Annotated in this window: 10 protein-coding genes; 7 read left to right on the forward strand and 3 right to left on the reverse strand. The window is 40.5% G+C overall.

Going from position 1 to position 14,150, the window contains the following annotated elements:
- Positions 1-40: 40 nt before the first annotated feature.
- A complete protein-coding gene (locus tag ACO1QW_RS17240) occupies positions 41-1,588 on the reverse strand; it encodes an SUMF1/EgtB/PvdO family nonheme iron enzyme (protein ID WP_486260627.1) in 1,548 nt (515 codons plus the stop codon).
- A 260-nt stretch (positions 1,589-1,848) separates the two neighbouring features.
- Here ACO1QW_RS17240 and porU point away from each other — a divergent pair, with 260 nt between their 5' ends.
- The 6 genes from porU (at position 1,849) to ACO1QW_RS17270 (ending at position 9,729) form a co-directional block, all read left to right on the forward strand.
- The gene (porU, locus tag ACO1QW_RS17245; protein WP_486260628.1) at positions 1,849-5,256 is read left to right on the forward strand and encodes a type IX secretion system sortase PorU; all 3,408 of its coding nucleotides are present in this window, start codon (positions 1,849-1,851) and stop codon (positions 5,254-5,256) included.
- Between the two features lie 68 nt (positions 5,257-5,324).
- A complete protein-coding gene (porV, locus tag ACO1QW_RS17250; protein WP_486260629.1) occupies positions 5,325-6,488 on the forward strand; it encodes a type IX secretion system outer membrane channel protein PorV in 1,164 nt (387 codons plus the stop codon).
- A gap of 62 nt (positions 6,489-6,550) precedes the next feature.
- Positions 6,551-7,027, forward strand: coding sequence for a 2-C-methyl-D-erythritol 2,4-cyclodiphosphate synthase (ispF, locus tag ACO1QW_RS17255; protein ID WP_486260630.1), 477 nt, complete (start codon positions 6,551-6,553; stop codon positions 7,025-7,027).
- Between the two features lie 6 nt (positions 7,028-7,033).
- Positions 7,034-7,468, forward strand: coding sequence for a dUTP diphosphatase (dut, locus tag ACO1QW_RS17260; protein ID WP_486260631.1), 435 nt, complete (start codon positions 7,034-7,036; stop codon positions 7,466-7,468).
- A 5-nt stretch (positions 7,469-7,473) separates the two neighbouring features.
- Positions 7,474-8,307 carry a lipoprotein insertase outer membrane protein LolB1 gene (gene lolB1, locus ACO1QW_RS17265; RefSeq protein WP_486260632.1) on the forward strand — a complete coding sequence of 278 codons (834 nt, stop codon included), beginning with the start codon at positions 7,474-7,476 and terminating at the stop codon, positions 8,305-8,307.
- Positions 8,308-8,391: 84 nt separating this feature from the next.
- Positions 8,392-9,729 carry a murein hydrolase activator EnvC family protein gene (locus tag ACO1QW_RS17270; protein WP_486260633.1) on the forward strand — a complete coding sequence of 446 codons (1,338 nt, stop codon included), beginning with the start codon at positions 8,392-8,394 and terminating at the stop codon, positions 9,727-9,729.
- On the opposite strand, the gene bshA is transcribed toward ACO1QW_RS17270, so the two are convergent.
- Positions 9,715-10,851, reverse strand: coding sequence for an N-acetyl-alpha-D-glucosaminyl L-malate synthase BshA (gene bshA / locus ACO1QW_RS17275; protein ID WP_486260634.1), 1,137 nt, complete (start codon positions 10,849-10,851; stop codon positions 9,715-9,717). The genes ACO1QW_RS17270 and bshA overlap by 15 nt on opposite strands.
- Before the next feature lie 246 nt (positions 10,852-11,097).
- Between bshA and ACO1QW_RS17280 the strand changes: the two genes are divergently transcribed.
- On the forward strand, positions 11,098-12,471 hold the full coding sequence (locus tag ACO1QW_RS17280) for a M20/M25/M40 family metallo-hydrolase (protein ID WP_486260635.1): 1,374 nt from the start codon (positions 11,098-11,100) through the stop codon (positions 12,469-12,471).
- An 85-nt stretch (positions 12,472-12,556) separates the two neighbouring features.
- Here ACO1QW_RS17280 and ACO1QW_RS17285 read toward each other — a convergent pair whose 3' ends face one another.
- Positions 12,557-14,122 (reverse strand): peptide ligase PGM1-related protein, encoded by a 1,566-nt coding sequence (locus ACO1QW_RS17285; RefSeq protein ID WP_486260636.1) that lies wholly within the window; start codon positions 14,120-14,122, stop codon positions 12,557-12,559.
- Positions 14,123-14,150: the final 28 nt, after the last annotated feature.

Consider the following 14,150-nt stretch of genomic DNA (forward strand, 5'->3'; position numbering starts at 1 on the left):
CCTCCGAACGGGAGGGCTTTCAATATCATCAAACGAAAGATTAATTTCTCTTACGATTGTTTTGTTTCTTTTTTGCAAACCAGTTACCTGTTTTGCGGCCGTTACCTTCCTGGCTACCATAACGTGTCATTGCACAACGGAAACCAATCATTGAACTTGCCTGGTCTTCTTCAAGGAAACGACGTGAACCTGGGCTCAGCCAATATGCACGGTCGTTCCAGCTACCGCCTTTATAAACACGGCTCTTATCGCTGATCAAGGTAGTTTTGCCGTAGCCATAAGTCACGTTACTTAAAGAGTCACCATCGAGGTAATCAATTGCATAACCTTTTTGGTAGTTACGACGGTTTTGAACTTCCTCATCAGTTTCATCACGATACTTAATACGACCCATTGAATCTCTTTCAGCTTTACCGGTGCTAAGATCCATACGTTGGAACTTGTTACCACGATAGTAGTTGAAATCGTCACCATCGCTTGGTGTCATTGGTCTGTACACATCCGCAACCCACTCACTTACGTTACCTGCCATGTTATATAAACCGAAACCGTTAGGGAAGAATGAATTGATTGGACCAGGAATTACTGCACGGTCGTTCAAACCACCGGCAACACCCATGTTATCACCAGATCCACGCTTAAAGTTCGCAAGGAACTGACCTTGCCAGCTGCTGCGGCGTGCATCACGCAAACCATTTACGTTTTGCGCCCAAGGATAAACCTGCTTATTTGCTGTTAACTCCTCACCACGCTTCTTTTCGCTACGACGTGGGTTAGGGTTTTGTGCGATCAAACCATAGGCTGCATATTCCCATTCAGCTTCTGTTGGCAGACGGTAATCTGGTAGAATGATACCTTCTTCAAAGTTGATATTGGTAGGAACCTGCTTGGTAATAGGATCTTTATAGTTCTTAATGTTTTTTCCAGGAGTTGCCTGGTATTCACCTAAGAGGTAAGCTTTTGTATTAAAGTTATCCTGGCCGCCGCCCTGCATTTGTTTTTGCAACTCAGCCTTTTTGTTAGTGATACCTTTTTCGTAGAGGATGTTTTCGTTTACACGATCACCACGCCACAAGCAATAATCGTATGCTTGTTTCCAGCTCACACCTACTACAGGGTATAAGTTGTATGAAGGGTGGCGGAAATAATAATCCACGTAAGGTTCGTTGTAAGCCAACTCACTACGCCAAACCAGTGTATCAGGTAAAGCCTTGTTAGTGATAGCAGTGTCCTGGAACACACGGTCAAGCCAGAACAGGTATTCACGGTAGTGAACGTTGGCAACTTCCGTTTCGTCCATATAGAATGAAGCAACCGTTACACGGCGTGGGATATTGTTCCAGTCACGCATAACGTCTTCTTCCACAGCACCCATTGTGAAAGTACCACCTTCCACAAACACGAGGCCCGGCCCGGTTTTTTGCTCTTTTTCTTTTGATACACGGAAACCGCTGCCGTTTGGATCGTTGTACGTCCAGCCGGTTGAAGTCGATTTCGCCGGTTTCTTCTTAAATAAATTACAAGATGTAACAAGTGTAGCCCCAATTAATAGGATACCTAGATTTTTAATGCGGAAAAGGTTTTTCATCTTTTCGTTCGTTTTGATAGTTAACGAGGAAGGTTCAAAAATATTGTATTGGATTCTTCAGCCCAAATCAAATATAGACCGAAGACAAACATAGCTGAATCTTTCCAGTTTCTGAAGGAAAGGGCTGGCCTGTTTTTTAATTTCAGTATTTCTGCTTAACCGCCACACCGTGAATTTACGCTCAAAGCAGCGTCGCTCCTCAGCCATCAATCTCTGTAAAGGTTTTCTTCCTCAATCAGGTATCTTTGATTTCTCTGTTTATGCGATACAGCACCCTGTTGATAGCCTGTTTTTTTACTGTTGCCGTTAATGCCCAACGCACTTATCGCAACAATTCGGTATTGGCGAGCGGCGCATGGTACAAATTGGCAGTAAAGCAGCCTGGGGTTTACCGGATCAACATTGCCTTTCTTCAATCTTTGGGGGTAAACGTAAGTAACCTGCAAAGTGGTAGCATTCGTCTGTTTGGTAATGGGGGAGAAATGTTGCCGGAAGATAATGCGATAGTTCCGGCTGATGACCTTGCAGAAAATGCAATTATGGTGGTTGACGGGGGCGATGGGGTAGTAAATGGCAGTGATTATGTTCTTTTTTATGCCAATGGCCCTCAACAATGGGCGAAGGATTCGGTCAATAAGCGATTCAGGCACAGGAAAAATTTATACAGCAGCGAATCATATTACTTTTTGAATATTTCCGGAAACGGGCTAAGGATTCAAAACCGAACTGTGGCTGGGGCCCCCAACCAAACTGTCACATCATTCAAAGACAGAATCTTTCATGAACTTGATACCATCAATTTTTTGCGAAGCGGTAAAGAATGGTATGGCGAAGAATTCAGCAATACTCCTGGGGGAACTTTAAACAGAACATTCAACTTCAGTAATTCAAATTTTCTTACAGGCCCCGTTCAACTTATTTCGAATGTGGCCGCAAGAAGTAATGGCATTGGAAGCTCGTTTCTGATCAGGGCAAATAATATCAATGTAGCTCAACACACGGTGAATTCTGTTGGCACAGGCACATACGATCCTGTTGCTGCACCACACGAACTTGTCGCTACTTTCAATCTTTCTCAAACTTCACTGAGCTTACAATACACTTATCAACCGGGCAGCGTAAATGCTCAAGGCTGGCTTAACTGGTTTGAATTGTTTCCGCAACGGCAATTAAGTATCGCTGGAGTTGACCAATTGTTATTTCGAGATTGGGAAACAGTTGGCGCCGGCAACGTTGCCGAATTTCGGCTACAGGGTGCCGTAAGCAGCACGTTGGTATGGGATATAACTGATCCGCTTCGTCCCCAAAACATGACTGGCACATTCAGTGGTAATGAATTCCGTTTTGTCAATACTGCTGAACGCCTGCGTGAATATGTTGCCTTCAATCAAACAAATTTATTACAGCCAACTGCTGTTGGTAAGATCAGCAACCAGGATCTCCATGGCACTGCAAATCCAAACTATATCATTGTAGCACACACATCCTTACTTAGTGAAGCACAACGGTTGGCGACATGGCACCGGCAAAATCAAAATCTAACAACATTAACGGTAAGCACTGACCAAGTGTATAACGAATTTGCTTCGGGTAGTCCGGATCCTACTGCAATAAGAAATTTTGTAAAGATGTTTTACGACAGAGCTAGTGCCGATACAACAAAACGTCCACGTTACCTTTTATTATTCGGCGATGCATCTTATGATTATCTCAACCGTGTAAGTGGTAACACAAATCTTGTTCCCTGTTTTGAGAGCGAAATTTCACTTGATCCCTTATTAACCTATACTTCTGATGATTTTTTCGGAATGCTCGATGATAATGATTTTATCAATCGCATGTTTCCAATTAGCTTACTTGATATTGGCATTGGTCGCATTCCTGCAAAAAATATCCAGGAAGCAAAATCAGTAGTAGATAAAGTCATTCGCTATCATGCAAAAGAAAGTTTTGGTCCATGGCGCAATGATCTAACACTTGTTGCAGACGACGAGGATAATAATATTCATTTAGATGATGCCGAGTTGCATGCATCAGTGATTCAGCAGAATAAAAACAATAATGTAAATAAGATTTACCTGGATGCTTATCGTCAGCAAAGTGGAAGCGGTGGCAGCCGTTATCCTGAAGTAAATCAATCGATCAATAATAAAATTTTTGCAGGTACACTTATCTGGAATTATAGTGGTCATGGTGGATCAAGACGTTTGGCAGCAGAAGCAATTCTTGAACAAGACATGGTTAATACATGGAAGAACAGCAATAAGTTGCCCTTATTTATTACTGCCACTTGTGATTTTGCTCCTTATGATAATCCAGCTGTTAATTCAATTGGTGAAAATATTCTTTTGCGTGATCAAACAGGTGCCATTGCATTAATGACCACAACACGAGTAGTGTTTGCATTCAGCAACCGCATCATGAACAATAATTATTTCCGCATTGCATTGCAGCCCGATGCAAATGCTGTTTATCCTTCATTAGGCGATGCCGTAAAACGTGCAAAGAATTTTACTTATCAAACCTTTGGCGACATTATTAATAACCGCAAGTTCACATTGCTTGGCGATCCTGCTGTTCGATTAGCTTTTCCAACATTGAAAGTGCGAACAACAGCCATCAACAATCAAATTCCGTTAGCAGATACGTTGAAAGCATTGGATCGCTACAGTATTAAAGGTGAAGTAACTGATGCAAACGGTAACAAGCTCACCAACTTCAACGGTAATGTGTACCCGATTATCTATGATAAAGTACAGCAATTAAAAACTTTCGGCAACGATGCCGGAAGTGTTCCCGTAAATTTCAATCAGCAATCAAATATTATTTTTAAAGGTAAAGCCAAAGTAACAAATGGCGAATTCACTTACAGTTTTGTTGTACCGAAAGACATCAACTATCAATTTGGTAACGGTAAAATAAGTTACTATGCAGAGAACGGCAACGTTGACGGCAACGGTGCCGAAACATCCATCATCGTTGGCGGAGCCAGTAGTAATCCCGTAATTGATAATGCGGGACCAACAATTAAAGCTTATCTCAACGATGAAAAATTTGTAAATGGTGGCATCAGCAATGAAACACCTGTTCTATTGGTAAAACTTGCTGATTCAAGCGGCATCAATACAGTAGGCACAGGTATTGGACATGATCTCACTGCAACATTGGATGATGATAACAGTCAGTTATTTGTCTTAAATGATTACTATGAAGCTGATGCTGACAGCTATCAACAAGGAACAGCTCGCTTTCAACTACCTGCATTGTCGGAAGGATTACATGTATTGAAGATAAAAGCATGGGATGTGCAGAATAACAGCAATGAATACAGGCTTGAGTTTCGGGTGATAAAAGATGAAGAGCTGAAGCTTGCACATGTATATAATTATCCTAACCCATTTACAACAAATACAAAGTTCATGTTTGAGCACAATCGTCCAGGCGATCAGTTGAAAGTGCTCATACGTATTTATTCTGTTTCAGGAAAAGTGGTAAAAACAATCACCCGTACAATATTTAATGAAGGAAATCGTTCTTTTGACATTGAGTGGGACGGAACAGATGATTTCGGCCAAAAAATTGGCAGAGGCGTTTATATCTACCAATTAGAGGTGAAGGATTCATTTGGCAAAAAGCAATCTGCTTTGCAAAAGCTCGTTCTGCTGTAAACCAAACTCTGTTTATGAACGCTAATGTTCAATTTTCCTCTATTTTTATGGCTCAAATTTCAACTCTTATGAGAAAAAACGCCGCCTATGCGTTAGGCTTACTTCTTTGCTTGTCATCTTTACAAACTTTTGCACAGCAAGCCCAAAAAATTAATGTAGTTACGACTGCTGTACCTATGTTACGTATTTCGCCTGATGCACGTGCAGGTGGTATGGGTGATATGGGAATTGCGACATCTCCTGATGCAAACTCTTCGTTTTTCAACCAGGCAAAAATTCCTTTTGCAAAACAGCGTTCTGCAATTGCATTAACATATACTCCCTGGTTAAAAGATCTTGGTTTAAATGATGTGTTTATAGCAACTGTTGCTGGCTATCATCAAATAGATGAACTTCAATCAGTCTCTGCTTCATTAAGATATTTTAATTTAGGAAGTATTCAGTTCACCGACTTTTCTGGCAATCAACTTCAAGAGTTTCGTCCTCGGGAATTTTCAATTGATGGAGGTTATAGCCGTAAATTAAGCGATAAGTTGGGTGTAGGTATTGCCCTTCGCTTTATATATTCAAATTTGGGACAAGGTAATTTCAATGGAGCTGCTTTGAAACCGGGTACGGCTGTGGCCGGCGACATCTCGTTTTATTATAATGGTTTGAACGAAGAAGGAACTGGAATTACTGCAGGCGCTGTCATGAGCAATCTTGGAAGTAAGATCGCTTACACAAATGATGCTCGTGGCAAAGATTATATTCCCGCAAACTTAGGACTGGGGGGAGTTTATACAAAAACAATAGATGATGTAAACAAGATCAGTTTTGGTATCGATATTAATAAATTATTAGTGCCGACCCCTCAAGATTCAGTAAACACTCCTGAACAGATAGATGCATATCGCAACCAAGGTGTAGTCAAAAGTTGGTTTTCTTCATTTGGTGATGCACCAGGAGGTTTTAGCGAAGAGTTGAAAGAATTCCAGATATGTACTGGTTTGGAGTACGGTTATAACGATCAGTTCTTTGCACGTGCAGGTTATTTTTACGAAGCAAAAACAAAAGGTAACCGACGATTCTTTACTGTAGGGGCGGGTGTCAAATACAACAAGCTTGGCTTTAACTTCTCTTATCTTGTTCCAACCGGCCAGGGCATTAGCCGCAATCCTTTGAGCAATACTTTGCGTTTTAGTTTATTGTTTGATTTAGGTGGAGATGATGGATCAACATCAGAACAATAACAAACAGATAAAAGATTTTGCCAAAAGCGGAGGTAGTTTACCTTCGCTTTTTTATTTACATTATGGCATATAGAATTGGTTCAGGTGTTGATTATCATCAACTCGCAGAAGGAAGGAAATTATTCATAGGAGGCGTTGAAATACCACATTACAAAGGAGCGGTAGGCCACAGCGATGCCGATGTGTTATTGCATGCTATTTGCGATGCAATGTTAGGAGCGCTTGCCTTGGGCGATATTGGGACACATTTTCCCGATACTTCAGCAGAATTCAAAGACATCGACAGCAAAATTTTATTGCAACAAAGCTTTGATAAAATAAAAGAGAAAGGATATAAAGTGGTGAATGTAGACAGCACTTTATCCCTGCAGGCACCTAAGATAAAACCATACATGAGCCAGATGCAATCAACCATTGCCAAAATTCTTGAACTTGATACAGATGCTGTTTCTGTCAAAGCAACCACAACTGAAAACATGGGATTTGTGGGAAGAGAAGAGGGGCTTGTCGCACATGCAACTGTATTGCTTGAAAAATAAAATATAATGACTGTTAAGATCATCAATGAATCAAATAATCCAGTGCCTGCATATGCTACAGAGGGCAGCAGCGGCATGGATATTCGTGCTTTTATTAACGAAACCATTACACTGCAACCACTCGAAAGAGCGTTGATACCAACCGGTTTATTTATTGAGCTTCCGCAAGGTTTTGAAGCGCAAATACGACCAAGAAGTGGTTTGGCCATTAAGCAAGGGATCACTTGCTTGAATACACCCGGCACTATTGATGCCGATTACCGTGGAGAAATTAAGATTATCTTAATCAACCTTAGCAATGAACTTCAGTCTATTCAAAATGGTGACCGTATTGCACAAATGGTGATTCAAAAAGTAGAGAAAATAGATTGGAGCCTTACAGTTGAATTGGAAAAAACAGAACGTAGTACAGGAGGATTTGGTAGCACAGGCAAACATTAATATTCATGATGAAGAATTTTTTATCGTTACTCGTAACAATGATGATGTTGTTGATCTTTAGCGCTTGCAGGTCAACAAAAAAAATTCAACAGGCAATGGTAAAGAAAGATACTATTGCAGTGGTTCCACCTGTTGAAAAAAAGCTTCCCACGCATGAAGATACCATGCGCATGGTGAATGATGTGTTATCAAATGTGCAGAAGAAACATATCGACTTTAAAACATTCTCAGCCAAAATAAAAGTTGATTACAGCAATGCCAAAGGCCGCCAGCCCGATTTTGTTGCAAATGTGCGTATGTTGAAAGACAGGGTTATCTGGATTTCGCTTAGTAATGATATTGGCATTGAAGGTATTCGTGTACTGATCACTAAGGATAGTATTAAACTACTGGATAAACTTGCAAATACTTACCAGGTGCGTCCGTTAAGTCATATCCAGGAACTGAGCCAGATACCTTTTAGCTTTGCCGATCTGCAAAATTTGCTAGTAGGTAATCCCATTTTTTTTAATAAAGACAGCGTTACATCCTATTTCAATAACGTAAATGGCTACACGCTCTTAAGTATTGCCCCGTTGTTTAAGAACTTATTATCGGTAGGAACTGATTACTCGGTGCAAAAAAGCAAACTGGATGACAACGATCCTACGCTTAATCGCACATGCGATCTTATTTATAATAATTACGAGAACAAAACCGGCGTATCGTTTTCTACACAGAGGCAAATCACCATTTCGCAGCAGAATAAACTGGATGTTGAACTGAAATTCAAGGATTATAAGTTTAACGAGGACTTAAGTTATCCCTTCTCAGTTCCTAAAAAATTCAAAAGAATTTAAACAGGCATACGTTTTCCGTTGATACGTCGTTTAACCCTGTTGCAGCTTTAATCTTATTTTTGTAACCAATCAAACCATATACCTATGCTGAAATTCTTGTTGGTAGTATGTTGTACCCTGGTGCAGGTGGCGTTAATTGCGCAGGACAAAGGTGAACTGGAACGTAAACGTAAACAAACGCTCCAGGAAATTGATGTACTTAACAGGCAGTACAACGATATCAAAAAGAATCAGAAGCAAAGTATCGGTCAGCTTACATTAATTCAAAACAAGATCCGCTTACGGAATGAGGTGATCAACACCATCAATAAGCAGGTAAGAGCAATCAACGGCGATATCAATACATCTTATGTAGAAATGCGCCGTTTGAAAAAAGATCTTGACACATTGAAGATGACCTACGCACACAACGTAGTGTATGCATATAAGAACAGGAGCAGTTACGATTTTCTCAACTTTTTATTTTCTGCTACAAACTTTAATGATGCGATTCGTCGTATCGCTTATATGAAAGCTTATCGTAGTTACCGTGCCGAGCAACTGGAAGTGATCAATAAAACAGAGTTGATGTACAGGGACAAGATCACACAACTCACGAATGCACGCAAAGAAAAAAGCGCTGTGCTTACCGACCAAAGTAAAGAAATGGGGGAGTTGGTGAAGGATAAGGAAGAGCAGGCATCGGTAGTGAATAACTTGAAGAAGAGAGAGAAAGAAGTAAACAAAGATATTGCTGCAAAGAAAAAACAGGCACAACAGTTACAGGCATCTATCACTGCCGCCATTAACCGTGAAATTGCTGCCGCAAAAAAAGAAGCAAAAGAAAGAGAAGATAAACTGAAACGTGATAAGGAAGCAGCTGATCGTATTGCAAAAGAAAATGCAAAAACAAATCCGTCAACAACTACAACTACCACTTCGCCTTCCACAACAACAACGGCACCTGTTACAAAGAAAGAAGAGCCGAAGAAAATAGAAAGTTATCTTGAATACAATAAAGAAGATATTGCATTAGGCAATAGTTTTGAAAGCAGTAAAGGAAGATTGCCATTCCCTGTTGATAATGGATATGTTTCTATCAACTTCGGATCATACACTATTCCCGGAACAACTATTAAAGGCAACCAGGACTTCATCACTATTGCCTCACCCACCGGCACTTCGGTTAAAGCATGTTTTGATGGGGAAGTCGTAAGTGTATTTGATGTTGGTGGTAATACGGCTGTAATGATCAAACATGGTAAATATTTTACCACTTATAGTAACATGAGTTCATCATCTGTCAGCAAAGGGCAGTCGGTAAAAACCGGCCAGGTCATTGGTCGGGTGGGAACCAACATCGATGGTGATGGTGAATTGAATTTTGTACTTGCCCGTGAAAATCAAATGATCAATCCAGGTCCCTGGTTAAGGGGCCGCTGATACGTGAACAAAACGTTCGTATAACTCTTCATACAAAGGAACAATGTAGTGAATATCAAATTTTGCTGCTTGTTCCTTTGCTTTTTGTTTGCAGTATTGTAAACGCTCTTCGTTTCCTAATAGTTCAATACCCAATCTGCTCAATTCATTTACATCGCCAATATTGGCCATGAAGCCTGTTTCGCCATGAATATTAATTTCAGGAATACCACCTGCATTGCTCGATAAAACGGGAACACCTGCCGCCATTGCTTCCAATGCCGATAAACCAAAGCTTTCATATTCTGATGTAAGTATGAACATGTCAGAGATAGCAAGTATCTCTTCCATTTCCTGTTGCTTACCAAGAAAACGAACATCATCACAAATTCCCAAGTCACGACAAAGTTCTTCCGCTCCCGGTCTGTCTGGTCCATCGCCCACCATTAATAATTTTGACGGAACAGCTTTATTAATATTAGCGAATGTGCGAATGATATCATTCACACGTTTCACTTTACGAAAGTTACTTGCATGTGCAATGATGCGTTCGCCGTTTGGTGCTAGCACTTTACGGAATGCATCCAATGGCTTTTTATCGAAACGTTTTACATCCACAAAGTTGTGGATCACTTCAATTTCTTTTTCTATCTGGAACGAGTGATAAGTTTCTTTACGTAAATTATTTGATACAGCTGTTATGGCGTCGCTTTCATTAATGGAGAAAGTAACAACAGGTTCAAAGGTTTTATCTTTTCCCACCAAAGTAATATCCGTACCGTGCAGGGTGGTGATTACAGGAATATCTTTTCCTTTTTTCTTTAAGATCTGTTTAGCCATATAGGCAGCCGATGCATGCGGAATGGCATAATGTACATGCAAGAGATCAAGATCGTTGTTCAGCACAACATCAACCATTGTACTTGCTAGCGTAGTTTCGTATGGCGGATAATCGAATAAAGGATAATGTGGTACACGTACTTCGTGGTAAAATATATTCGTGAAGAAACCACTGAGACGAACTGGTTGCTGGTAAGTTATAAAATGAACCATATGCCCTTTCTCTGCCAATGCCTTTCCCAGTTCAGTCGCCAGTACACCGCTACCGCCAAAGGTTGGGTAGCATACAATACCTATTTTCATTTATTATTATTTATGATTGAAACAAACCCCTGAAGGGATTGTTTGATTTATATGGCTGTCATTTTCCGTGCCAGACCAATTCTACTGATGATTTGGCAGGTCGCCTTAACGAAGTTAGTACTTTCAATATACAAGCTTTTGTTAGCTTTTGCCGCTTGTATAAAAGCGATCGCTTGGGAGTCAGCTATTTTTGCAGGTTAGCAGAGTTGTTCTATTTTGGGCTTTCCAAATAACTCCAACATAAGCATGAGAACAATTAAAGTAGCACTGGCCTTTCTTTTCATGGCCTTCACAGCAAATGCACAAAACAAAGATTCGGTAATGTTCAAGCGTATTTCCGATGATGTATTTACAAATAGTAAAGCATACGAGAATCTTCGGTTTTTATGCAAACAGGTGGGTCCACGTTTAAGTGGTTCGCCGCAGGCAGAAAAATCGGTAAAAGAAACTTTCCGTATGATGAAAGAACTCGGGGCCGATACCGTCTACCTGCAGGAGTGCATGGTGCCGCATTGGGTGCGGGGTACAAAAGAAAGTGCGTTATTGGTTGATGACAAAGGCACAACTTTTTCGCTCAACATATGTGCATTGGGTAACAGTGTTGGTACAGGCAAAAAAGGATTGAAGGCAGAAGTGATTGAAGTTCGCTCATTTGCTGAATTGGATATATTGGGTGAAAAAGGAGTGAAAGGGAAGATCGTATTTTATAATTTCCCGATGAACCCAACCAATGTTGAAACCTTTCGTTCGTATGGTGAAGCAGGTCAGTTTCGTGGACGTGGACCATCAATGGCTGCAAAGTATGGTGCCGTTGGTGCCATGGTTCGTTCACTTGCAAGTAATATCGACGATTATCCGCACACCGGAACAACAACCTATAACGATTCATTTCCAAAAATTCCAGCTATCGCTGTTTCAACACGCCATGCAGAATATGTTAGTGCTGAATTGAAAAAGAAAAAAGGGTTGCAATTATATTTCCGTACCGAATGTGAAATGTTGCCCGATGTAAAAAGTCATAATGTAATTGGGGAAATAAGAGGAACTGAATTTCCAGATGAAGTGATAACAGTTGGTGGTCATCTTGATTCATGGGATTTGGCAGAAGGTGCACATGATGATGGGGCAGGTTGTGTGCAAAGCATGGAAATTATTCGTGTATATAAGAGGCTTGGCATTAAACCAAAACGTACGATTCGGGTAGTGATGTTTATGAATGAAGAGAATGGATTGCGTGGCGGGCGTAAATATGCTGAAGTAGCTGCAGCAGAAAAAAACAAGAAATTCATTTTTGCTTTGGAAAGTGATGCAGGTGGTTTTACACCAAGAGCATTTGGTTTTACAGCAGAAGAAAAAACATTAAATAAACTTCGCAACTGGGAATCATTGTTTAAGCCATACGGCGTTTATGAATTTTCAGCTGGCGGTGGTGGAGCCGATATTGGTCCGTTGCGTCCTTTAGGTACAACACTTGCCGGGCTTCGTCCGGATTCACAACGTTACTTCGATCATCATCATGCAGCAAATGATACATTTGAAATGGTGAGCAAACGTGAGTTGGAGTTAGGCGCTATCAACATGGTGCTTTTGTTGTACATAGTAGATCAGTATGGGTTATAATTTTTTGGCCATAAAGAAAAAGAACGCAGAGCCAGCTCAGCGTTCTTTTTCTCTTGTCCTCTGCGGCGAATTGTCTTAATCGATTTCATTCACATTCATCATTCAGTACCTGCACTACTTTTTTGTACAGCTCAACAGCTCTTTCAGGCGTGCGGCCAATCGATACAAGTCCAACCTTTCCAAATTGTGAAAGTGCACTGATCAAGTGAAACATTACACCTTCTTCCTGGGCATTGCTGTAATGCAGATCATTCATCATCGCAATATCGATGAGATCATGTGGTGTTAAACCTTTATAGCAATCCCGTTGAAGATTATCTGTTGCAAAATAATAACGCTTCTTCCCATCAGGCATATAATATTCCCCCTGTTCAGCATCATAATCACCTTCAGTTAAAAACTGGAGCATTAAATAAGGATGTGTTGTTCCTCCTTTTCTCAAATTGATTTCGATAGCATAATGCTTAAATCCTTCTGCATCTTTTGTGCTCATAAAGTCAACCGCAAAACGACCAAGCACCCCTTTCTCTTTTAAACCGGCGGATATAATATAACCTAACTTACCAATCTCTTTTGCATACACTTTGTCGGCAGGAAATGTGGCACCTAAAAATATCTGGTTATCATCACCACCCAGCATTTGATCATGTGTTGAAAGAACGGAACTATTACCCAACGGATCAATAAGACATTGCACAGAGGGTGACGTTACAAACTCTGCATCAAGAAACTCTTCCACAATGCCTTCCATTTGTTCGAACTTTTTAAAGAACAGATCGCTGGTAAGTTTAGCAGCAACAATCTTCAATTTATCATTTATGTGTTCAGAGATCCAGTTGCGTAGGGAATCATCAGCCGGCGCACCATCATAAGAAAACACGGCGTTGCCTTCACCCGAAAATCCATCATTCATTTTGACAACTGCTTTTTTTAAAGATGGCTTTTGTTGTTTTAACGCAGTCAAACAATCGATTACTTCTTTTTTATTCTTCACGTCTTCAAATCCTTCTGGTGTAAGTATGTTCAACGACTTAAATAATTTTCTACCTGCACTTTTTGTCCCGAGATAATTCAATTCCGGATCACAACCATATAAAGGAATTTTTAGTTGCAAAGCCAGTGACTTTTCAAATTCTGTTACGTTGAAGCAGGTAATGTGTGCAGGTGAATTTGGTTGAATCAATTGTCTGATGCGTTCGATCATTCTCGGCCTTTGCAAAATTTTTTCAGTAAGTGGTGTTGAAGAAGCATCAAAGCAACTCAGCAGGATCAATCGCTGTCTTGCATGATATCCTGTAATACCTGGAAGTAAATGCAGGTAATAATCAATAATAGCCGGATCAACGGGCACGCTTGTTACATAAACGATACGTGTGCGTGGCATACGCAATAACATGAGCAGGCAAAGCAAGCGTTCTTCATAAAATACATGACCTTTCACTTTTGAAAGAATGGTATGATCCAATGTTAGGCTGGGAATAACTACCACTGTTCTTGGTGCCAGTTTATCAGGAAAGGTTGTGCGGAATTGCTCAGCAAGCTGGTCTTTTAATTCATTGAACAATGCATGATCTTTTTCGCTGAAGCTGTTGGCATTAGCAATCGCTTTGCCATTTTCTGTTGATGGATGTTGTTGTATGATATCGGGCATAGCACAATATAAAAAATGAACTGAAGGA

The sequence above is a fragment of the Lacibacter sp. genome, assembly GCF_057361365.1.